The sequence below is a fragment of the Rothia nasimurium genome (assembly GCF_928392795.1).
GTDB classification, from domain to species: domain Bacteria; phylum Actinomycetota; class Actinomycetes; order Actinomycetales; family Micrococcaceae; genus Rothia; species Rothia nasimurium_F.
This window is the reverse complement of the sequence record NZ_CAKMTJ010000001.1, coordinates 1-22,212: the sequence shown is the minus strand read 5'-3', so window position 1 is coordinate 22,212 and position 22,212 is coordinate 1. Positions and strand designations below refer to the sequence as shown.

Here is a 22,212-nt window from a genome sequence, read left to right as displayed (position 1 = left end):
GAGGGTCTTTGTCTATAGATTAGTGTAGAGCCAGGTGGTGTTCTTCACCCGGTTTAGCTAGGCTAAATATTACATCTGAAATGCCGATTAAGATTTGTGAAAGTGCGGGTATGCCCCAGTCTTCAGCCCCCAATCCCCCGGTGCCCCTGGGTTCGTCTATCCCAGTTGTGACCGGCGGTGCCAGTGCAGCTGCACACCCGGGCGTGCCCACCACCGGGCCCCTTGCCGACCGCTGGGGCCGAACCGCCACTGACCTGCGCATTTCCCTGATGGACAAGTGCAATCTGCGCTGTGTGTACTGTATGCCCGCCGAAGGCCTCAACTGGTTGCCCGGCACACAGCTTCTAACCCTCGATGAGGTCACCCGCCTGGTAAGGGTAGGTGTGCGAGATCTAGGAATCGAAGAGGTACGCTTTACCGGTGGCGAGCCCCTAGTACGAGCTGACCTCACCGATATTATTGCTGCCGTCCGCGCCGAACACCCCCACTTGCCCATCGCCCTGACGACCAACGGCATCGGACTCGATAAAAAGGTAGATGCCCTGGTTCAGGCCGGGCTCAACCGGGTCAACGTCTCCCTCGACACCATCTGCCCCGAAACGTTCGCGCAGCTCACCCGCAGGGATAAGCTAGCCTCGGTACTCACAGGTATTGAAGCCGCAGCTGCCGCCGGGCTCACCCCCCTCAAAATCAACGCGGTCCTCATGGCCGGCGTCAACGATGAGCAGGGCCATGAACTCCTCACCTGGGCTTTAGAGGGCGGCTACCAGCTCCGCTTCATCGAACAGATGCCCCTGGACGCCGACCACAACTGGACCCGCGAAGGCACCATCACCGCCGAGCAGATTCGTCAGCGCCTGGCTGACCACTACGACCTGCTGCCCCACGGGCGTCCGCGCGGGGCCTCCCCCGCAGCCCTCTGGGACGTCTACCCACTGGGTCACGCCGGCACAGCAGAGCCCCTGGGCCAGGTAGGCATTATCGCCTCGGTCACCGAGCCTTTCTGCTCGGCCTGCACTCGCACCCGCATCACCGCCGACGGCAAGGTGCGCTCCTGCCTCTTCTCCCTGACCGAAACCGACCTCATGGGCGCCCTGCGCGGCGGAGCCAGCGATACTGAACTGGCTCAGATCTGGCGCGGAGCCATGTGGGCCAAGCCCAAGGCTCACGGCAAGGATACCGTCGGTTTCGACGCCCCCGACTTCACCCAACCTACTCGATCCATGAGCGCCATCGGCGGCTAGTCATGGCCAACTAGCGCCTACGAGCCCACCACCTGTACATCGATATAAAGGTAAAAGACATGCAGATTAACTTCTTCGCTGCGGCCCGGGCGGCAGCTGGCCTACCCGGCGTGACGGTTGAGCTAGAGCAGCTCCCCACCCCCACACTCGCCGGTCTTCAGGCCTACCTAGCGCGCGAATTTACCGGGGCTACTCCCTCGGGCCAGACCCTGGCCGATATTCTGCCCCGCTGCACCTTCCTCGTGGACGGGGTTGCAGCAAGCCCAGATTCCCTCGATGATGCAAAACTCCTGCAGGAGGCCCAGCGTCTGGACGTCCTGCCGCCCTTTGCTGGTGGATAGGCAGCGCTTATGACCGACGTGAAGTTTTCAGCCCTGATATTGGCGGGCGGACGTTCCTCCCGCCTCGGAGGGGTACCCAAGGCCCTCCTGTCGAATGGCTCGTCCACCCTGCTTGAGCAGGCCCTGGCAGCCTGCGCCGGGGCCGTTGCCCGGGTTGTGGTGGGCCCAGCAGAACTAGCCCTACCCGCAGGAGTGTCGCAGACCCGGGAAGAACCGGCCTTCAGTGGGCCAGCAGCTGGGATCTCCGCTGGGCTGAGCGCCCTCAAGAAAACCAACCCGGGCCTCTTGAGCTCGTCCCAGCACTGGGTGCTAGTTCTTTCCTGCGACCTGCCCCGCGTTGGGGCCGCAGTTCCCCTGCTCCTTGAGGCGGCGGCGTCCGCACCGGAGCAGGTGACCGGCTACTGGGCTGTGGCGGAGGGTATCACTCAGCCCCTGCTGGGTATCTACCGGGCTACCTCCCTGGCCCCGGCCTTTGGGGGAGAAACCGCAAACGCCTCCGTCCGCCGCTTTCTCAGCCCCCTTGACCCCGCAGAACTAGAGCTACCTGCTGAACTGACCGCCGATGTTGATACCTGGGAGGCCGCCCGCGCCGCAGGCTACACCCAGGCACCGCCCCAGCCCTAAGGAGGACCACCGTGCACCACACCAGCTGGCACCAGGCCAGGCAGCTCCTCCACCGGGCGGGGGCAGCTCTGACCCTCACTGAAGAAGAGGTCCCCCTCGCCAATGCCATGGGCAGGACCCTGGCCCGTGACGCCCGCGCCCTGCTGCCCGTTCCCCACTACAATTCCTCAGCTATGGACGGCTACGCCACCGCCGGGGCTCCGCCCTGGCAGGTACTGACCCACCCGCCAGCTGCCGACGGCGAGAACGTCCACCGCAAAACCCTCCCCCTCGACCCCGGCCAGGCAACCCCCATTCTGACCGGCGGGCTACTTCCCCCGGGTGCCGAAGCTGTCATCCGCCAGGAACATGCCCTGCGAGAAGGCAACACACTCAGCCCCGACCCCCGCTTTTTCGACGGACGAGGCTACCCCAGCCCGGGGGCCGATATCCGCCGGGCGGGTGAAGAGCTCCCTGCGGGCAGCAGTGTGCTTGCAGCGGGCACCCGTATCACCGCCCGGCATCTCGGCGCCCTTGCCACGCTCGGCCTTGACACCCTGACCGTAACCGCCCGCCCCACCGTGGCTATCGCCTACACCGGCAACGAAATTATTACCGCAGGTCTCCCCGGCCCCGGCCAGGTGCGCGACGCCTACTCCCTGGCCTTCCCCTCCATCATCGAAAACCTGGGAGCCAGCGTTAGCAGCGTCCGCCGTCTGCCCGACAGCAAAACCCAGCTCACCAACTGGCTCACCGCCACCGGCGCCGACCTGCTACTTATTACCGGCGGCTCCTCAACCTCCACCGCCGACTGGGTGCGCCGCGCCCTCCACGACCTTCAGGCCAGCTACCTCTTTGAATCCGTCGCCATCCGTCCCGGCCACCCAGCCCTGGCCGCCCGCCTACCTGCCAGCAGCAACCCCACCTCCCCTCTCGTCCTCGGCCTACCCGGCAACCCGCTGGCGGCCTACACCGCCCTCTACTCCTACCTCACCCCCTGGCTCACCGGCGCCACTGCTGCTCCCCTAACCGAGCTGGCTGAAGGCGTCCTCACCCACCCGGTACCCGGCTACCGCAAACACGACCTGCGCCTGCTACCAGCTACCCTTACTCCCACCCCCGAGGGCAGAAAGCTCACCCCCCTGCCCAAGACCCAGTCCCATATGCTCACTTCCTTTGCCACCGCAGACGCTCTGGCGCTCATCCCACCAGACGGAGCTGCTGCCGGTCAGGCTGTCTCCTACCTTCCTCTTCCCAGCTAGCCCCTTACCGGGGCGGCGCCGTCAGTCTCAGGGCACAGCTTAGCTCCCGTCACACAGCTCAACACTTCCCAGGGCCTGTTAGACAGGCCCTATAATTGAGAACAGCCCGAGCCCACCCCCAACAGACCGGAGCACCGCGTGCCCAAACCAAAACTTGGCGATGTCGCTGCGCTGGCAGGCGTCTCCCCCACCACCGTCTCCCGGGTACTCAACAACCGGGGCTACCTCTCCGAAACCACCCGCGTCAAAGTCTTCGACGCCATGCAGCAGCTCGGCTACCGGCCCAACGCCATCGCCCGATCCCTCCAGGGGCAAAAAAGCCAACTCATCGGCCTAGTCTTCCCCTCCGTTGCCAACCCCTTCTACGGGGAAATGGCCTACCGCATCGAATCCCACCTGGCCGACATCGGTTACAAGACGATTCTCTGCAACAGCAACGACCACCCCGAATCAGAGCAGCGCTACCTCGATATGCTCATAGCCAACCAGGTCGACGGCGTCATCACCGGCGCCCACTCCCAGGTTGTTGCCAACTTTCCCCATCTGGGTGCTCCCCTTATCACCATCGACCGCCAGCACACCGGCCGCGGCCCCAACATCAGCTGCGACAACTTCGACGGGGCCTACCGGGCCACCCACCTACTTCTTCACGGTGGGGCCACCAATATCCTGCACATCACCTCAACCATCTCCCTCGACAACGCCCGCCAGCGCGGCTACCAGCTAGCGGTCACCGAAGCCGGCTACCCCCCGCATATTCTCGAACTGGGCTTCACCACCCCGCAGGCCACCAAACGCGAGCGCATCTTCACCTACCTCGACGAGCACCCGCAGGTTGATGCTGTCTTCGCCTCAAACGATGTCTATGCCGCCATGGTGCTGGGCTATGCCCGCGCTAGCGGCCGGCAGGTGCCCCAGGACCTACAGGTCATCGGCTTTGACGGCACCGAAACCAGCCGGGCCCTTCTGCCCGAGCTGACCACCGTGGTGCAGCCGATTGACGCGATGGCTCAGCGGGCTGCCGCCCAGCTCATGCACGCCATGAACGGCGAAGAAAAAGAGCTCACCGGCAGCGATACACTCCCGGTGAGCCTCCATGAGGGGGCAAGCACCCGCTCCCTGCTCTGGGTAGAGAGCGCGGTGGCATAAGCTAACGTCCCCTGCCCGACCTCTCCGCGATTTCTATTCTTTGACACATAGCGCACTCATGAGCGCCCCCGAACCAGAGAAAAAAGAATTTTACTTGCTGCTGTGGTGGTCGTGAAGCGACACCTGGGTTACCGGCGCCGGGTGCAACATGCCCAGGGCGGGCTTGCCGCCCTTAAACCGGAAAAGCTCAACAAACCCGTGGCGGGCATAGAGAGAAGCTGACCGGTAGGTAGAAGCCTCCAGGTAGGCGGGCACCTCGCCCAAACGCTCGCGGCGGTAATCCAGCAGGTGGGAGCCGATGCCGTGCCCGCGGGCGTCCTCATGCACACCGATGGTGTAGAGGTACCAGTGGTCGAATTTTGGGCGGGCCGCCAGCAGGCGTAACTCGGTGACGGTGGCACGGGCCAGCCCCTTCCCCAGCACCCGGTAGTAGTCGGGCAAGGCCTTAATGTCGGCCAGCAGGTTACCCTTCTGGGCTTCGGGCGAGAGCCAGAGGGCAGCGCCCAGCACCTTGCCGTCGGCGGTGACGGCGATATCGATAGTGCCCTTCGGGGCGTAGGTGGTGCGCAGCTGGAACTCAAAAAGGCCGCGGACGGTCTCGGTGCGGCCGTCCCCGCCCATAGCCTTGTTCATGACCGGGTCGTGCTCAAAAGCATTGGTCAGCGCCTCAATCACGCCGGGGTAGTCAGCTTCGGTCGCTTCACGCACGGTAAAGTCGTAGGTTTGCTCGGGCATGGAATCCTCCTGGGTACGGTGTTACCTTTCAAGGTTACTCTGTAGCTGAGGTGAGCGGAGGAATCTGCGTCTTGGCTCGTGACCCTCTTGCTCCTCGCCCGGGGGCTCGTCGCAATTCACGCCAGCCCCGAGCCAACGAGCTGCGACGCAGATTCCTCCGCCCCCTCGCGCAAAGCAACCCGCCCCGCGCGCGTCCTTACTATCAGGACGGGCACGGGGCGGGTTTTCTTCGCCGGGAAGGTTTTAGACGGTTGCGGTCTTAGCGGCTACGCTGACCAGCTCGTCGCGGCCTGCGGCCACGGTTGAGCCTGCAGCAACGGCAAGAGCTGTTGAGTCAACGGTCTTCTTGGCGTTGGTGATGACCAGCGGGGTGGTCAGGGGGTAGCCTGCGGCCTTGATGGCAGCCATGTCGAACTCGACGAGCACGTCGCCGCGCTTGACGTCCTGGCCCTTTTCGACCTTGGGGGTGAAGTGCTTGCCGTCCAGCTCGACGGTGTCGAAGCCGATGTGCATGAGGACTTCTACGCCCTTGTCGGTGCGCATGCCGATGGCGTGGCCGGTGGGGAAGGCTACGGTGACCTTGCCGTCGGCGGGTGCGTAGAGCTTGCCTTCGGTGGGTTCTACGGCTGCGCCGGGGCCCAGGGCGCCGGAGGCGAAGGTGGGGTCTGATACCGCTGAGAGTTCCACGGCGGTGCCGTTGAGGTGGGCGGTCAGTTCGTAGCCTTCGGTGGCTTCTGCGGGGGCGGACGCGGCGGGGGCAGCTACAGATGCAGCGGTAGCTGCGGGAGCGGCAACTTCAACCTCTTCTTCGGCAACCTGGCCGGCGAAGGCGCGCTTACCGTAGATGAAGGAGGCACCGGTGGAGAGGACGGCTGAGGTCACGATAGCGATGGCGAAGCCGGTCCAACCCATACCCAGGTCGTTATTGATGGAGGGGAAGCCCAGGAAGCCTGCCGCGCCCAGGGCCTTGGCCTTGACACCGAAAAGAGCAATCAGAGCTGATGCGATAGCTGAGGCACCCATTGCGATGTAGAAGGGCCAGCGCAGGCGCAGGTTGACGCCGAAGATGGCGGGTTCGGTGATACCGAGGAAGGCTGAGGGTGCGGTGGCGCCCGCCAGGCCCTTCATCTTCTTGTCCTTGGTGGTCAGGTAGACACCGAGGGCGGCACCGCCCTGGGCCACATTAGCCATGGAAGCGATAGCGAAGATGAAGGAGCCGCCGGTTGTGGCGATGAGCTGGAGTTCAATGGGCGGGAAGGACTGGTGCAGGCCGGTAATGACAACCGGTGAATAGAGCAGACCGAGGAGGAAGCCACCGAGGGGGCCAGCGGTGTCGTAAAGCCAGTTGATGCCTTCGCCCAGCATAGTGCCCAGCTTGAACATGGGCGGGCCGACCAGCATGAAGGTGACAAAGCCGGTGATCAAGAGGGTGAGGGTGGGGGTGAACATGAAGTCGATGACACCCTTGAGAATCTTGTGGAAGAACTTCTCAATGTTGGCCAGGATGAAGGCAACCAGGATGACGGGCAGGACAGTGCCCTGGTAGCCAGCCTGCTGCACCTGGATGCCGAAGACGTCCCAGTAGGTCATGGTGCCGTCCTGCAGGGCGGCTGCTACATTGTAGCCGTTGACCAGGGAGGGGAAGACCATGGCAGCACCCATGGTCATACCCAGGTAGGGGTTACCGCCGAAGACCTTGGTGGCGGTGAAGCCGACGAGCACGGGCAGGAAGGCGAAGGCCGCTGCCGAGAGCAGGTTGACGATTTCGGCGAAGCCGGTCCAAGCGGGATAGAGCTGGATGAGTGACTTATCGGGGTCAAAGATACCGGTTGCGGTAAGCACGTTGTTGAGTGCCATGAGCAGACCGGAACCGACCAGCACGGGGATGATCGGTAGGAAGATTTCTGAGACGACCTTGATGAAGCGGGTGAAGAGGTTGCCCTGGTCCGCTGCGACGTTCTTGAGTTCGTCCTTTGATACCTGTTTCATGCCGGCTGCGGCCATGTGCTTGTAGACCTCGTCAACGTCGCCGGGTCCCACGATGATCTGGAACTGGCCGGAGTTGTTGAAGGTACCTTTGAGGTCCTCGTCGTTGTCCAGGGCAGCCTGGTTGATGACGTTCATGTCTTTGAGCACCAGTCGTAGGCGGGTGGCGCAGTGGGCGCCTGCTGCGATGTTGTCCGTGCCGCCAACGGCGGTGAGGACTCGCTCAGCCACGGATTTATGATCCATGTCTTCTCCTTGGTGTATGGGCCAGGCTCCCCCTATATCTGTGGTTCTGCCTCGGCGCGAGTGTGTATGTTGTGTGTAAAAACAAACATGCCAATCGTTTGACATACTAGCACCAAAAAAGGGGCCAAAACAGCCCCTTACAGAAGGTCGGTGACCACCTGCGTTAGGTGACCACCGACCCTATCTCAAGCTTTGTTTTAGCCCTTGCGAGCTGCGGTGATGAAGTCAGCACCGGCTGCTACGTCACTTCCTGCGTTGGCAACTGTCAGGTCGGCAACGGAGCTCTTGGCGTTGGTGATAACCAGCGGGGTGGTGACGGGGTAGCCTGCAGCCTTGACCTGCTCCAGGTCAAACTCCACCAGCACCTGGCCGCGGGTGACGGTATCACCCTTCTTGACCTTGGGTTCAAAGAACTTGCCGTCCAGCTCCACGGTATCGAAGCCTACGTGAATCAGGATTTCCAAGCCGTCTGCGGTACGGATGCCGAAGGCATGGCCGGTGGGGAAGGCGACAGTTACTTCGCCGTCTGCGGGAGCCACAACCACACCTGCGGTCGGCTCAATGGCGGCACCGGGGCCCAGGGCGCCTGAGGCGAACATCTGGTCGCTCACGCCGGCAAGCTCGACAACGGTACCGTTCATGTGGGCGGTCAGAGCGGACGCGCCAGCTGCGGACGGTGCTGCCGCGGGAGTAGCTGCGGGAGCGGGAGTCTGCGCTGCGGTGTCGTCGCTACCGCCGAAGAGCTTTTTGAAGAAGCCTGCCATGGTTGTCACCTCATAGTGGTTGGGAGTGGTGGGGCCGCTGTGTGCGGCGTCTCTACCAGCCTACCACCGTCGACAACCTGTGAGACAGGTCTTACTGTTTCCTGCCGGTGCCAGGTCACGGAAAATTTTTCGCCCCGTGCACTAAGGCACCGGCCCCTCTCCCCTAGTCTTCTACAAGCCGGGCAGCTTCGAGGCTCAGCACGGCCGCTTCGTCTGCTACCAGGCGGACGGTGCGCTTAGCTCCGGTGAAGTAGGTTCGGGATGAGAAGACGGCGGCTCCCCCATCGAGGAAGAGTTCGGTTCCGGAGGCATCGACCAGCAGGTCGAAGGTGCGGGTAGCGCTGTGCTCTAGGGTGCGGTGGCGTTCTGCCCCGCCCACGGTGTAGCGGCTGCCGGTGCGGTCCAGGTGGGCGCCGTCCTCGCTCAGGGTCAGCACCAGGGCCTGCCCTGCAGCGTCCTCAACGATAATCTGCACGGGCTCGGCTACCGCTACCTCACCGCGCAGGCGCCAGACGCGGGCGTCCGCCAGTTCTGCAATCTCGCCATGAGCTGCGGGCACAACAGGGGCTGGTGCCAGGGCGCGATCAAGCTGCTCCACGGGGTTCTGGTAGATACGACCAGCGCGCAGGGTGAGGCGGCGGGGGTAGGTCTGCATGTGTACCCAGTGGTTGTCCCAGGAGGGGTGGTCGTCCTGGTCGGCATTGCCGAACCAGCCCTGGAGCACCGCGTGGGAGCCGTCCTGCCCCACCCCGTGGAAGCACTGGGGGGCATAGAACTCGGTGCCAGCGTCCAGCTCGGTGAAGGGGGTGGTGACCTCAAAGTGGGTGCCGGTGAGGGTGCCCACGATGTAGCCGGTCTGGAAGATGTTGTTGTACTTCTCCCCGTCGGCTTCCATGCCCTGGGGGCTAAAAATCAGCACGTCCTTGAGCTCGCCGGTTTCTTCGTCGCGCAGCTGAATCAGGCCGGGACACTCGTACATGTAGCCCAGGTTGGCCAGGGCGGGGTCTGAGAAGGTGAGCTCCCCGTCGAAGGTCCAGGTGCGGCGGTCGGGTGAGGAGTAGAGCACCACAGCCCCGGTTTCGTCCTCGCGCTGGGCGCCAATGACGGCGTAGAAGGTGCCCTCGCGTTCAATCACGTGGGGGTCGCGGTAGTGGGCGGTGTAGCCCTCTTCGGGGCCGTTGATAAAGACCTCCTGCTTGGTGAAGGTCTTGCCCTGGTCGGGTGAAGTGAAGAGTACCTGGTAGGCTTCCCGGTTGCCGTCGGCGTCCTTGACATTGCCGGTGTAAAAGAACTCAAAGGTGCCGTCCTCGCCCACGAAACCCGAGCCCGAGTAGCAGCCATTCTTATCGAACCAGTCGGTGGGGGCGATGGCGGTGCCGCGGTCCTGCCAGTGGGTGAGGTCGTCGCTGGTAGCGTAGCGCCAGAAGACGGCGCGGGTGGGGTGGACGGGGGAGTACTGGTAGAAGGCGTGGTAGGTGCCCTCATGATAGATCAGCCCGTTGGGGTCGTTGAGGCGGCCCACCGGTGGTGCCAGGTGTAGGGCCGGGTAGTCGGGGTCGGTGCGTACCTGCTCGTGGTAGGTGGCATAGGCTTGCTCGGCGGCTGCGAGCAGTTCGGCGGCGTCCGGACGTCCGGGCTTAGTCACGCGGGGCTCCTTGGGTGGGTGCGATAGCGGGGTCTGTCAATCGTTAGTCATATCCAGCTTACCCCCTGCCCTCTCCCCAGGTCTTAGGTCGGCAGTCTGCAGAGCAGACCGGCAAATATTCCAGTTTGTGATAGGGGGCTAGCCCACGAAGGTTCTACCGACAGATGCTGGTGGTGGCGCTTACGGCCAGATGGTCAGAATCGCCCACCTGCTGGTAGGTTATATCCTCGCTGTGAGCAGGTGGCCCCTGCATCACCATGATGTGGTCGATCGGGGCCCGCATTCCTAGCACTCCGCCTACCGGCCAGGTGCCCTCAATCCGGTGGGTGGCCAGGGCAGCATCCGCACCCAGGTATGAGCCCACCCCCGCGTAACTGGCCAGTCCGCCGTGGAGCAGGGTCGCGTTGAAGTCGCCGGCGATCAGGTCAGGGCGGCTCTCGTCGCGAGCCAACCGGTCGATGGTGGCTAAGTCATCGCGCCACTGCTGCATGTAGGAGGGCACGGGCGGGGCGGTGTGCACCGCCAGCAGTGAGGGGTGGCCGGTATCGTCATTTTCAGGAGCCAGCATCAGGGCGCCGAAGGTCATGGGCACTTCCTGCGCGGTGTAGGTGCCCAGCCGGTCGCTCACCAGGGTCAGCGTCGGGGCGATGTGGGCCTTTCCGCTGGTGGAGGCGAACACCTGGTAGCCCGAAACACCGCCAGCAAGAGCGGGTGTATCGGGTGAGACTTCAGGGAGCACCAGGAAATCCGGCTCATCGGCCAGCAACCGAGCCAGGGACTGGTCGGTCAGGGTATCGAGGGCATTGTAGGTAGTGACCCGGTAGGTCTGCATATTAACGCACCCAATGGCAGGCACCCCTCGCGCATGATAGCGCGCAGCCCCGTAGGGGTCGGTGACAGCCAGCAGACTAGAAGCGGCACAGGCTACCGCCGTCAGCCCGGCAAGGGCGCGGGTAGCTCCGCTGGTTGCGCGGCGCAGTGTCACCGGTAGTGCCACAATCAGGACGCCCGCCTCGGCCACCGCAAGCAGGGTGGGGAAGGCGACGGCCTGGGCTATAACCAGGCGGGTGGTCAGCCAGGAGGTGACCGGGTGCCCCGGCCACACCAGGATAGCCAGCCAGGCCAGAGCACCGGCCAGCAACAGACACCAGAATGCACGAATCAGAGTCTTACCCATGACCCCAGCCTAACTAAAACCAGCAGGCAGGGGAAGAGGTGGGGGCGGCGTCCGTCCTTAAACAAAAAGCCGCAAGGGCGGCAACCCGTAATGGGTGCCGCCCCTGCGCCAAAGATAAGAAAAGTAAGAAACTTACTTGAGGGTGACGGTTGCGCCAGCGCCTTCGAGAGCTTCCTTAGCCTTCTCTGCGTCTTCCTTGGAAACGCCTTCGAGAACGGGCTTGGGAGCGCCGTCAACGAGGTCCTTAGCTTCCTTCAGACCCAGTGAGGTGAGGGCGCGAACTTCCTTAATAACGCCGATCTTCTTGTCGCCAGCTGATTCGAGGATAACGTCGAATTCTGACTGCTCTTCAGCAGCACCAGCGTCGCCACCGGCAGCACCAGCAACAGCAACGGGAGCAGCTGCGGTTACGTCGAATTCTTCTTCGAATGCCTTAACGAATTCGGAAACCTCAACGAGTGACAGTTCCTTGAATGCTTCAATGAGTTCTTCGATTGAAAGCTTAGCCATGAGATTGGCTCCTTCTTTGATTCAGTTGCAAGCCTCAGTATTTCAGCCTGCGAGCTTGAAAATTGTGGGGTGGCCCGGGCAAGTGGGCCGAAGTCTGTGCGGTGGGCAGCTTCGAGGCGATTACTCGGCCTCGGGTGCTGCGCCTTCCTGCTCTTCGAGCTTGATACGCAGAGCGTCAACGGTGCGAGCAACCTTTGCGATTGCGCCCTTTGCGCCGCCTGCGACCTTTGCAAGAAGTACCTCGCGTGATTCGAGGCTTGCAAACTTGTTGATGCCAGCTTCGTCGAGAGCTTCGCCCTCGAAGTAACCGCTCTTAACGATCAGCTGGGGGTTAGCCTTGGCAAAGTCACGCAGACCCTTCGCAGCATCAATGAAGTCGCCCTTGATGAATGCGATTGCGCTGGGGCCGTGGAGCTGACCATCGAATGCGTCGATGCCAACTTCCTTAGCCGCGATAGCGGTCAGAGTGTTCTTTACCACGGCGTACTCGGTCTCAGCACCCAGTGCACGACGAAGTTCCTTCATCTGTGCAACGGTGAGACCACGGTACTCGGTGAGAATTACGCCGTTTGAGGATTCAAGGAGTTCCTTGATCTCAGAGACGGCAGCAATCTTATCCTGTGTTGCCATGGTGTTCCTTCCAGTTCTTATCCCGCCAGGCCAACAAAAAATGCCCCGACGCGCAGGCATCGAGGCATAATACAAACTCAGCAAAAACTGGTTTGTATTCTGTTATCGGCACCTACGCAGGTGGGCTGGTTAGCCCTTATCGTGCCTGTAAAAGGCACAGACCGGCGGTCTTTGGTTACTTCATCTAACCACGGTTTGCGGGGCTCTGGCAAGTTAAAACCGGGTTTAAGGGTGCTTAATCACTTAAATACGTGCAGAGTACCTGGTCGGAGCTTCAGGCAGAGCCCCTCTTCCGTACCTACCGGAGTTTCTGGCAGCACAGCGGTCAGCGAGCTACCGGCGGGAATGGTCACGGCACCGTCCGGGTGTGGCAGCTCTACCGCCTGGGTAGTTTCAAGGCTAAAACGGCTCCCTGCCGTATGGGCGAGCACGCCCAGCACCCGTACGGACAGGGTACCCGGGGTGTCGGCGTCCGTCCGCTCAAAACCGTGGGCAGAGGTACCGGCCGGTATTGCCCGCCCATCCCGTTCTACCTCTAGCTCGTTGTAGAGCGGGTGCAGCAGGCGGGCAACCTGCGCGGACGCCGGTGCGGCCAGCACCTGCCCCGGGGCGGCAACCTGGGCCAGGCGTCCGCCCTCTAGCACCGCAAGCTGCTGGCCCATCGCGAGGGCTTCGTCGGGGGTGTGGGTGACGTAGATGCCCGTGAACCCTAGCTGGCGGTGCAGGGTCAGCAGGTCGGTGCGGATAGCCTCGCTCAGATGCTCATCGACGCTGGAGAGCGGCTCGTCAAAGAGAGCCAGCGTGGGTTTACGCACCAGGGCCCGAGCAATACCGGCCCGCTGGGCCTGGCCACCCGATAGTTGCGCCGGCCTCTTCCGCAGGTGCTCCCCCAGACCCAGGGTATCGACAAGGGAAAGGTAGTGGTCGCGATCCAGCTGCTCCTGGGCGCGCAGACGCTGGGCGAAGAGGATGTTCTCTTCCAGGCTCAGGTGAGGGTAGAGCACGGGCTTTTGAAAGACAAACCCCACCGGCACGGCCCCTGCCTGCTGGGTTTTGGCCGTGCCCTTAATGCGGGTGCCTCCCCCAACACCTACCGGCCGGTGGCCGAACAGCACACGGCCGGCGTCCGCCTGTTCCAGCCCGGCAATAATGCGCAGCAGGGTGGACTTGCCCGCCCCCGACTCCCCCACCAGGGAGAGCAGGCTGCCACCGGGCACGGTCAGGTTAATTCCGCTAAGCACGGCGGACGCACCAAACAGCTTGGTCAGGCCGGTGATGGTAAGAGCGGGGCTGGTCATGACCTCTATTATGCCTGACGATTGCACGGTAAGCCCTGACCGCAGCTTTCCCACCGCAGCGCGACCCTGATTCGACTGAGCGTGCGCCTTATCGCTGAGCGTGCATCTATCTGCGGCACGCTCGGCGATAAGGTGCACGTTCGTTAGGGAAGCTGTTAGCCTCGTGCCTGCTCAATGCGGTCATCGGGGTAGATAATCTCACCCTGCTCTACCAAATCTCGAATTGAACCGGGCAGGTTCTCACCGCTCAGCCCGGGAAGTAGCCCTGCGTCAGCCTCTCTGCCCCACACCGTGGGCGCCAAGTCTCGGCCCCATTTGAGGACGCCACCCCCTCTATGAATCTTCGCGGTATAACCGATACTAGGGGCAAGCTCCCCCGGGTGGACTGGCCTGTCGCTTACTGTATCGGGGTGGACGACCTGTACTAGACGGTTAAGGAGTGGCAGGGGCTCCTCGTCATCAGTGTGCTGTGCGAGCTGCTCTGTGTACCAGGTGCAATCTTCGCTGTGCTCTACTGCGAACCAGTGGGGCAGGTGGCGCTCGAAGTTATGTTCGTTGATGGTCAGCTCGTCGCTCAGAAGCTGCGGGAGGTCCCAGGTGATAACCTGCCCTTCTTCGATGGTCTCAGGGGCTTTGGCCGGAGCCTGGGCCAGGTACTCAATTAGGGTTTTCACATGCGGGTGTAGCCAGTGGCCGGGGTCTTGTTCGTCCCAGCGGATTTCTCCGGTGCGGGTCAGTAGCCCCTGTGAGATAAGCTTTCCAGCGCGGTCTTCGAAACGGGAGTAGGCTTCAAACTGATACATCGGCTCCCCGTCCCCGCGTTCTTCTGCAGGCCCCAGGGCGGAGATATTAATGCGCATTTCGCTCTCAAGGGGTCCACCAGCATAGTTATAGATGGTGTAGTCGGTGGGAAAGTCCCCCTCGTACAGGGTTTCTAGGCGGTAGAGAAAGACGGTTTGACTCACCGGTTCTTGCAGGGCAAGCAGGCCGGGGTAGAGCGACTTTTCGTCGCGGTAGGCGGGCAGGTCGGACGGACGCGGGTAGGGGTAGTAGGCGACACGGTACATGGGGCGGGGCCTCCAATCATCTTTGATAGGGGTGTGCTCTTGACCACAAGAATAGCTGCCTGTGCCTGCGAAAGCTAGACCCAATCGTCCCTGTACCCCCCTCCTTGCCCCGCCTCCCCGCCACAACAAAAAGCAGGCTCCCCGCGACACATGCGGGGAGCCTGCCTTGTTTAACCGTTAGGGTCTAAGAAACTTAGGCTACGGTGGTGGGGCCTATCAGGGAGGAGTGCTCTACACGCTAAATCAGGCGTTCAATGCTTATAGAGGATATCCAGCTTTGCCAGCCGCTATCGAAACCACAAATTTTCCTGCACCGTTGGGAGTTTCCCAGGTTCCATTTGAAACATAGATTTCATGAGTGGTTGCTTTCCCCTCACAGATATAAGGAATTGCAACTGAAATCGTGCCATCTAACTTCCTACTTTTTACGTCTTCTACTTCCTGTGTCGCTAAATCGCATGTATCCGGTAAACCTACTGCTTTCTTAAGGTCATCAATAGTTGCTATTGAAACTGTTGAATCAGCGAAGACATCGTACAGAGAGGTAGAACTATCGAAATCTTCTTTATCTAGCGTGTATGCGAAAGCTAAAGCAACTTCTTCTGGAGTAGATTCGTAGGGGCTTGCAGCAATTTTAGAATAAGTCACTATAGCGCTAAAACTGCTGCAGATAAAAATGAGGAAACCAAGGGTTACTATACTGAGTACACCTACGAGATACTTATACTTATGCATAACGGCTACCTCCCGGGTTATATTGGTCAACCAAGTTCAGTTGCTGCCACCAGGGCCTATAGGGCAACCAGGATTCCATATTATAATCTTCTCTCTCGAAAAGGTTACCAGCGACATGGCAGAGATACTGTTCTCGGATAGTTGGTGTTATCCGTCCCCGTGCGGTCTTCGAGACAAGTTCATCAACATGTGCCTTATGTGCCGCGACTCCACTAAAAGCCCTGCCCCAACTAGTGGCTACAACATTTACCTTGTAGCCTTCACGATGGTTAGTTACCCAGACGCGGCTAATCAAATCCCGTCCTAGCCAAGGGTCAGCTGTCACAGGATACGCCACGCTCTCCTGTCCCCGATGCTCTACAATCTGCACCAAATCAGATCCCCGAATCTCATAATGAGTCGGTACGTCCGCTCCCCCGGCGTCCTTAGCCCAAGGAGCAGCAACACCAGCCATAAAATTCCCCTCAGCATCTTCTACAAGAACAAGACCGCCCTCAAGAATCTCCATGCTGGCGCCTTCCGGCAAATCAAAATCATAAACGTATTCCTTAAAGGCAGAGGAATCAGCAATCATAGTTACCATCTGCACAGAGCTATCTTGGCTCCTTGGAACTGAACTATCAGCTGAAGCAGGTGCAAGACCTACTCCACCAATCAACACAGCGCCAACCGCACAGATACTAAAAGCAGAACGGGGGGGTAAAAGGGACATCTTTATCTCTTTTCTCTAACATGCCAGACTCCTTGATGGAGCTGGTTGATAAGTAGCCTATAACCGGGGTGCAGGAAAAACCAGAGTTATTCTGTCACTAGACTAAAGAGAGTACTTAAGTACTTTTCTTTAATCTGAAAAAGCAGGCTCCCCGCGCACTAGACGCGGGGAGCCTGCCGTGAATAACCGTTAGGGTCTAAGAAACTTAGGCTACGGTTGAGGGGTCAACGGGAACGCCAGGACCGAAGGTGGTGGCGATGGTTGCCTTTGAGATGTAGCGGCCCTTAGCTGATGAGGGCTTGAGGCGGTTAACCTCTTCGAGAGCTGCTTCGAAGTTCTCGGTCAGCTGCTCAGCGGTGAAGGAAGCCTTACCGATGATGAAGTGCAGGTTTGAGTTGCGGTCAACGCGGAAGTCAATCTTACCGCCCTTGATGTCTGCCACTGCCTTAGCAACATCCATGGTGACGGTGCCGGTCTTGGGGTTGGGCATGAGGTTACGGGGGCCCAGAACCTTACCCAGACGGCCAACCTTGCCCATCATGTCGGGGGTTGCAACTGCTGCGTCGAAGTCGGTCCAGCCGCCAGCGATCTTTGCGATCAGGTCGTCTGAGCCAACGAAGTCAGCGCCAGCTGCTTCTGCTGCTTCAGCCTTTTCACCGGCTGCGATAACTACTACGCGGGCAGTCTTACCGGTGCCGTGGGGCAGGTTGACGGTACCGCGTACCATCTGGTCTGCCTTGCGGGGGTCAACGCCGAGTCGCAGTGCGACCTCAACGGTTGAATTGGGCTTGTCTGCCGCGATGTCCTTTGCTACTGCAATAGCCTCGGCGGGTGCGTAGAGCTTGTCCGCTTCAATCTTGGCTACAGCTGCCTGGTACGCCTTGCTGCGCTTTGCCATCTGCTTTTCTCCTTTGCAGGTGTGGTCTTTGGTGAGCCGCGCTCGGCTCTGCCACATGCCTCCCGGGTGGGAGACTCTAACAATTGTCTTTGGGTGAGGTGTGAACCTCGGTTCCCCACGGTGGGCGGGGTGGAAGGGTTTTAGCCTTCGACGGTGATGCCCATGGAGCGGGCGGTGCCGGCGATGATCTTCGCTGCGGCGTCGATGTCGTTAGCGTTGAGGTCTTCCATCTTGGTCTGGGCGATTTCCTTGACCTGGTCCAGGGTCAGTGAGCCGACCTTCTGGGTGTGGGGTACGCCGGAGCCCTTAGCAACGCCAGCTGCCTTCTTGATGAGCTGTGCTGCGGGAGGGGTCTTGGTGATGAAGGTGAAGGAGCGGTCCTCGTAGACGGTGATTTCTACGGGGATGATGTTGCCGCGCTGGGATTCGGTGGCTGCGTTGTAGGCCTTGCAGAATTCCATGATGTTGACGCCGTGTGCACCGAGTGCGGGGCCAACGGGGGGCGCGGGGTTAGCGGCGCCTGCCTGAATCTGCAGCTTGATGAGGCCTGCGACCTTCTTCTTGGGAGCCATTTGTGTTTGGTCCTTTTCTTAGCTGGTGGACCGGCGCACAGGAGTATGCACCGGGCGGTGGTGCTGCCATGGCGGCGGCGGCACCGTGTAGGGGCGCACCGGCGTGGGTGCGCACATACAGTCTTCTATCTTAGTACGGTCTGAGCTTTAAAGCTATTGCGGGGCGGACGCCTGCCCCTGGGTGCTTGCTCACAGGCGCGGGTAAGTGCGGGGTCAGGTCACGTCCGCGCGCGTCCTCCCATAGACTCCCCGCGAACAAACGTCCTCCCCTAGTTTCCCCGCATTTATTCTGGTTTACCCGCAACTAGGTGCGGGTAAACCAGAATAAATGCGGGTAACCCTAGGTGCACACACCGTGTTTTTCACCTAGACACAGAAAAGGCCGCCCCACATCAAGCGGGGCGGCCTGTAACCGGTCTGACCGGTGTTACATCTTGGTGACCTGTGAGAAGTTCAGGGTCACGGGGGTCTCGCGTTCGAAGACGGAAATCAGCACAACCATGGATGAAGCTGCTGCGTTGATCTCTGAGATGGTTGCGGGCATGCCCTCGAAGGGGCCTTCCTTAACGGTGACGGCCTCACCAATCTCAAAGCCGGTCTCGACGGCGGGTGCAGCCTTGGGAGCGGCGCCTGCTTCTGCCTGCTCAGCCTCAAAGACGGGAGCCAGCATGTCGACAACCTCATCAAGACGCAGGGGAACCGGGTTGTAGGCGTCCTGCCCCACGAAGCCGGTCACACCGGGGGTGTGGCGCACAACGCCCCAGCTCTCGTCGGTCAGATTCATACGCACCAGGGCGTAGCCGGGCACGCGCACGCGACGAACCAGCTTCTTGGTGGTGTTCTTGACCTCCATGACCTCTTCCATGGGGACCTGAACCTCAAAGATGTCGTCTTCAGCGTTCATGGTCTGGGCACGGGATTCGAGGTTGGCCTTGACCTTATTCTCGTAGCCGGCGTAGGTGTGAATGACGAACCATTCACCTTCCTGGCGGCGCAGCTTAGCCTTGAATTCTTCGAGCGGGTCAACGGCGGGCTCACCGGCTTCTTCAGCTTCGGTGACTTCTTCAACGACCTCAGCGGCTGCTACTTCAACAGCCTCGTGGCCCTCGTCGGTTGCCTGCTCTGCAGGTTCTACGACCTCTTCGGTTTCAGGTGCAACTTCCTGCTCGGACACGCTTTCCTGCTTTCGTCATTGGGGTTTACTTGAGGGCACATAGACCCTTACATTCACAAAAGATTCTACGGGCTAGGCCGCCATCGGCCTAGCTACCGGAGCTACTAGTTGATGCCGTTACCAAAAATCCAGAAGGCTCCCTGACCGAAAACATAATCTAGGCCCGAGATGAAGAGCATCATAAAAGCAACAAAGAAAAGAACAATAATCACGTACTGCACCAGTTCTTTACCGGTGGGAGTGGTGACTTTTTTGAGTTCTGCGATAACTTCGCGCAAGAACTGGAAAATACGGCCGAAGAAGCCCAGCTTCTTCTCTGCGCCTGGTTCTTCAGAATCGGCGGTCCTGGCGGCGATTGATTTAGCCATTGTAGGCCCGCCCCTTTCTAGACTCATCATGAACATCAACTGTTCGATTGACAAATAAACCTGTGAGGCTTGAAGCAGGGCGGACAGGACTCGAACCTGCAACCTGCGGTTTTGGAGACCGCTGCTCTACCAATTGAGCCACCGCCCTTTGAAGGTTACCCCTTCAAGGAGGCTTGAAACCTTTACGGGCACAAACCTAAAGCTGTTCGGTTGCGAACAACGTTATCTACTGTAGAACAAATTTTTTGCTTTGGCAATTTGGTGCGCGCCAGCCCCTCTCCCAACTGCCGTCCGACCTATGATTTAAGGGGCAGGTGCCAGCTGCCGCGCTGGCGTCCGCGCCCTTCATTTGCCCCACCCCGACGGTCCTGCCCGCAGGACGGAAGCGAGAACCTCACCATGACTGCCCGCGTATCACGCCGCATCGGCGCTATCGCCCCCTCGGCCACCCTGGTCGTTGACGCTAAAGCTAAGGCCCTGAAGGCACAAGGACGCCCGGTGATCGGCTTCGGTGCGGGCGAGCCCGACTTCCCCACCCCCGACTACATCGTGGACGCCGCCCGCAAGGCTCTCGATGATCCCGCTAACTTCCGCTACACCCAGGCCGCAGGCCTGCCCGCCCTCAAGCAGGCAATCGTTGAGAAGACCAAGCGCGATTCCGGTATCGATATCGATGCCTCACAGGTGATCGTGACCAACGGTGGCAAGCAGGCCGTCTACCAGGCCTTTGCCACCGTCATTGACGAAGGCGACGACGTGCTGCTACCCGCCCCCTATTGGACCACCTACCCCGAGGCTATCCGCCTGGCCGGTGGCAACCCCATTGAAGTCTTCGCCGGCGCCGACAAGGAGTACAAGGTCACCCCCGACATGCTGGAGGCAGCCTACACCCCCGCCACCAAGGCCCTGATTTTCGTATCCCCATCTAACCCCACCGGTGCGGTCTACACCCCCGAAGAGACCAAGGCTATTGGCGAGTGGGCGCTGGAGAAGGGCATCATCGTGCTCACCGACGAAATCTACGAGCACCTCACCTACGACGGCGTACCCTTCACTTCCATCGTCAAGGCCGTGCCCGCCCTGGCTGAGAACACCGTCATTCTCAACGGTGTTGCCAAGACCTATGCCATGACCGGCTGGCGCGTGGGCTGGATGATTGCCCCCGCCGACATCACCAAGGCGGCAACCAACCTGCAGTCACATATGACCTCTAACGTCAACAACATCGCCCAGCTGGCGGCACTTGAAGCTGTCTCGGGTTCCCTCGACGCCGTCAACGAGATGCATAAGGCCTTCGACCGCCGCCGCAAGACCATCGTTGAGGGGCTTAACGCTATCGAGGGCGTCCACTGCCCCACCCCCAAGGGTGCCTTCTACGCCTACGCCGACGTCACCGGCCTGCTGGGCAAGACCATTGCAGGCAAGACCCCGCAGACCTCCGCCGAGCTTGCCGAAATCATCCTGGAAGAGGCCGAAGTAGCGGTTGTTCCCGGTGAGGCTTTTGGTCCCTCCGGTTACCTGCGCCTGTCCTACGCCCTGGGCGATGAAGACCTCGCCGAAGGCCTTGCTCGCATGCAGAAGCTGCTGGCAACCGCGCAGTAATTTGCCTGACGCGGGTATACAGGCGCGTGCGCCTCAGTGGTACGCAGGACGCCAAGTAAGCGCGGCATATGAACCGCAAGCAAGCTGGCTCGGCGGCTGGCGTGAATCGCACCTGAGCGAAGCGAAGCTGCGAGAGGGTCGCTTGCGAAGGTTCATGTGCCGCGCTATCTGTATATCCGGTGCGCCCGAACCTACTACCTCACCCGACATAAAGTCATCACTGACTCTAACGGCGAGGTTGAAAACATACAGCGCAACCTACCCCACAGCTACCCAACGCAACCCCTCTTTACTACAATAGAAACCAACAAAGACCCACACTTTGGGCTGTCTAAACGGGCAGAAACCCAACAGGGTCACCACCATCATTCCCCATCAGGAATAACACAAGGAGTTTCTCCATGAAGATCGGTCTGCTCACCTCCGGCGGCGACTGCCCCGGCCTGAACGCTGTTATCCGTGGCGCTGTGCTCAATGGCGTCAAGACCTACGGCGACGAGTTCGTTGGCTTCCGCGACGGTTGGCGCGGTGTTGTTGAAGGCGACTTCATGGATTTGCCCCGTACCAAGGTTCGTGGTCTGGCTCGTACCGGTGGCACCATCCTGGGTACTTCCCGCACTAACCCCTTCGATGGTCCTAAGGGTGGCCCCGAGAACATCGAGATCATGATGGAACGCAACGGTATCGACGCTATTGTCGCTATCGGTGGCGAGGGTACCCTGGCTGGTGCTAAGCGCCTGGCTGACGCGGGCCTGCCCGTGGTTGGTGTTCCCAAGACTATTGATAACGACCTGCAGGCAACCGACTACACCTTCGGTTTCGATACCGCAGTTTCTATCGCAACCGATGCCCTGGACCGTCTGCGTACCACCGGCGAGTCCCACCACCGCGCCATGGTCGCTGAGGTCATGGGCCGTCACGTTGGTTGGATTGCCCTGCACTCCGGTATGTCCGGCGGCGCTCACGCTATTCTGATTCCCGAGGTTAAGGTCTCGATGGAAGAGGTTTCTGGCTGGGTCAAGGAAGTTCACGACCGCGGCCGCTCCCCCCTGATCGTTGTTGCTGAGGGCTTCATCCCCGAAGGCTTCGACGATGTGATGGCAGGCAAGGGCCAGGAGAAGGACGGCCGCCCCCGCCTGGGCGGTATCGGTGACTGGGTTGCCCAGGAGATCGAGCGCATCACCGGCATTGAAACCCGCAACACCACCCTGGGCCACATCCAGCGCGGTGGCGCCCCTACCGGCTTTGACCGCGTACTTTCCACCCGCCTGGGCATCCAGGTTGTCGACATGATTCACGACAAGGAATGGGGCAAGATGGTTGCCATGCAGGGCACCGAGATCAAGCGTGTTGATTTCGCTGAGGCCCTCAACGGCCTCAAGACCGTTCCGGTTCACCGCTACGAAGAGGCTAAGGTCCTCTTCGGCCGCTAGGCCCTAGAGGCATAAGAAGTGGCCCACCACCCCAGGCGGGGGGGAGGGGCACGTAGTTTGT

Annotated in this window: 22 protein-coding genes and 1 tRNA gene; 7 read left to right on the top strand and 16 right to left on the bottom strand. The window is 60.8% G+C overall.

Translation table 11 applies throughout. The features are described 5' to 3' along the window. The first annotated feature begins 110 nt into the window (after positions 1-110). From moaA to L6963_RS00095, 5 genes are all read left to right on the top strand, one after another. Entirely contained in the window at positions 111-1,244 is a 1,134-nt protein-coding gene (gene moaA, locus L6963_RS00115; protein ID WP_237194746.1) for a GTP 3',8-cyclase MoaA, read from the top strand. Positions 1,245-1,303: 59 nt separating this feature from the next. After that, positions 1,304-1,585, top strand: a complete 282-nt coding sequence (locus L6963_RS00110; RefSeq protein ID WP_237206194.1) for a MoaD/ThiS family protein — start codon at positions 1,304-1,306, stop codon at positions 1,583-1,585. 9 nt (positions 1,586-1,594) lie between these two features. Beyond that, positions 1,595-2,209 carry a molybdenum cofactor guanylyltransferase gene (gene mobA, locus L6963_RS00105; protein WP_237206193.1) on the top strand — a complete coding sequence of 205 codons (615 nt, stop codon included), beginning with the start codon at positions 1,595-1,597 and terminating at the stop codon, positions 2,207-2,209. An 11-nt stretch (positions 2,210-2,220) separates the two neighbouring features. Further along, positions 2,221-3,450, top strand: a complete 1,230-nt coding sequence (locus L6963_RS00100; protein ID WP_237206192.1) for a molybdopterin molybdotransferase MoeA — start codon at positions 2,221-2,223, stop codon at positions 3,448-3,450. A 138-nt stretch (positions 3,451-3,588) separates the two neighbouring features. Further along, the gene (locus L6963_RS00095; RefSeq protein WP_237206191.1) at positions 3,589-4,599 is read left to right on the top strand and encodes a LacI family DNA-binding transcriptional regulator; all 1,011 of its coding nucleotides are present in this window, start codon (positions 3,589-3,591) and stop codon (positions 4,597-4,599) included. 90 nt (positions 4,600-4,689) lie between these two features. Here L6963_RS00095 and L6963_RS00090 read toward each other — a convergent pair whose 3' ends face one another. The 16 genes from L6963_RS00090 to L6963_RS00015 all read right to left on the bottom strand — a co-directional run bounded on the left by L6963_RS00090 (position 4,690) and on the right by L6963_RS00015 (position 19,264). Next, a complete protein-coding gene (locus tag L6963_RS00090; RefSeq protein WP_237206190.1) occupies positions 4,690-5,334 on the bottom strand; it encodes a GNAT family N-acetyltransferase in 645 nt (214 codons plus the stop codon). Positions 5,335-5,577: 243 nt separating this feature from the next. Further along, on the bottom strand, positions 5,578-7,566 hold the full coding sequence (locus L6963_RS00085; protein WP_237206189.1) for a sucrose-specific PTS transporter subunit IIBC: 1,989 nt from the start codon (positions 7,564-7,566) through the stop codon (positions 5,578-5,580). Between the two features lie 197 nt (positions 7,567-7,763). Further along, positions 7,764-8,330, bottom strand: a complete 567-nt coding sequence (locus tag L6963_RS00080) for a PTS sugar transporter subunit IIA (protein ID WP_185174253.1) — start codon at positions 8,328-8,330, stop codon at positions 7,764-7,766. A gap of 163 nt (positions 8,331-8,493) precedes the next feature. Continuing rightward, positions 8,494-9,975 carry a glycoside hydrolase family 32 protein gene (locus L6963_RS00075; protein WP_237206188.1) on the bottom strand — a complete coding sequence of 494 codons (1,482 nt, stop codon included), beginning with the start codon at positions 9,973-9,975 and terminating at the stop codon, positions 8,494-8,496. Between the two features lie 154 nt (positions 9,976-10,129). After that, complete coding sequence (locus L6963_RS00070; protein WP_237206187.1) at positions 10,130-11,152, bottom strand: endonuclease/exonuclease/phosphatase family protein; 1,023 nt, start codon at positions 11,150-11,152, stop codon at positions 10,130-10,132. A 132-nt stretch (positions 11,153-11,284) separates the two neighbouring features. After that, on the bottom strand, positions 11,285-11,662 hold the full coding sequence (gene rplL, locus L6963_RS00065) for a 50S ribosomal protein L7/L12 (RefSeq protein ID WP_185174250.1): 378 nt from the start codon (positions 11,660-11,662) through the stop codon (positions 11,285-11,287). A gap of 120 nt (positions 11,663-11,782) precedes the next feature. Then, positions 11,783-12,292 carry a 50S ribosomal protein L10 gene (rplJ, locus tag L6963_RS00060; RefSeq protein WP_237185947.1) on the bottom strand — a complete coding sequence of 170 codons (510 nt, stop codon included), beginning with the start codon at positions 12,290-12,292 and terminating at the stop codon, positions 11,783-11,785. A gap of 239 nt (positions 12,293-12,531) precedes the next feature. After that, on the bottom strand, positions 12,532-13,590 hold the full coding sequence (locus tag L6963_RS00055) for an ABC transporter ATP-binding protein (protein WP_237206186.1): 1,059 nt from the start codon (positions 13,588-13,590) through the stop codon (positions 12,532-12,534). Between the two features lie 155 nt (positions 13,591-13,745). Then, on the bottom strand, positions 13,746-14,657 hold the full coding sequence (locus L6963_RS00050; RefSeq protein ID WP_237206185.1) for a hypothetical protein: 912 nt from the start codon (positions 14,655-14,657) through the stop codon (positions 13,746-13,748). A 258-nt stretch (positions 14,658-14,915) separates the two neighbouring features. Then, positions 14,916-15,392 (bottom strand): hypothetical protein, encoded by a 477-nt coding sequence (locus tag L6963_RS00045; protein WP_237204754.1) that lies wholly within the window; start codon positions 15,390-15,392, stop codon positions 14,916-14,918. Further along, entirely contained in the window at positions 15,385-15,966 is a 582-nt protein-coding gene (locus L6963_RS00040; RefSeq protein ID WP_237206184.1) for a DUF2599 domain-containing protein, read from the bottom strand. The genes L6963_RS00045 and L6963_RS00040 overlap by 8 nt, the downstream gene beginning before the upstream one ends. A 343-nt stretch (positions 15,967-16,309) precedes the next feature. Beyond that, on the bottom strand, positions 16,310-17,002 hold the full coding sequence (gene rplA / locus L6963_RS00035; protein ID WP_237206183.1) for a 50S ribosomal protein L1: 693 nt from the start codon (positions 17,000-17,002) through the stop codon (positions 16,310-16,312). Positions 17,003-17,142: 140 nt separating this feature from the next. After that, positions 17,143-17,574 (bottom strand): 50S ribosomal protein L11, encoded by a 432-nt coding sequence (gene rplK, locus L6963_RS00030; protein WP_135012423.1) that lies wholly within the window; start codon positions 17,572-17,574, stop codon positions 17,143-17,145. Between the two features lie 427 nt (positions 17,575-18,001). Further along, positions 18,002-18,748: a transcription termination/antitermination protein NusG gene (nusG, locus tag L6963_RS00025; protein WP_237204752.1), complete on the bottom strand. Its 747-nt coding sequence runs from the start codon at positions 18,746-18,748 to the stop codon at positions 18,002-18,004. 104 nt (positions 18,749-18,852) lie between these two features. After that, a complete protein-coding gene (gene secE / locus L6963_RS00020) occupies positions 18,853-19,116 on the bottom strand; it encodes a preprotein translocase subunit SecE (protein WP_237194772.1) in 264 nt (87 codons plus the stop codon). 75 nt (positions 19,117-19,191) lie between these two features. Further along, a tRNA-Trp gene (locus L6963_RS00015) sits at positions 19,192-19,264 on the bottom strand. Between the two features lie 251 nt (positions 19,265-19,515). On the opposite strand from L6963_RS00015, the gene L6963_RS00010 reads away from it, so the two are divergent. Then, entirely contained in the window at positions 19,516-20,718 is a 1,203-nt protein-coding gene (locus tag L6963_RS00010; RefSeq protein ID WP_237184881.1) for a pyridoxal phosphate-dependent aminotransferase, read from the top strand. Positions 20,719-21,119: 401 nt separating this feature from the next. Beyond that, the gene (locus tag L6963_RS00005; RefSeq protein WP_237194775.1) at positions 21,120-22,151 is read left to right on the top strand and encodes a 6-phosphofructokinase; all 1,032 of its coding nucleotides are present in this window, start codon (positions 21,120-21,122) and stop codon (positions 22,149-22,151) included. Positions 22,152-22,212: the final 61 nt, after the last annotated feature.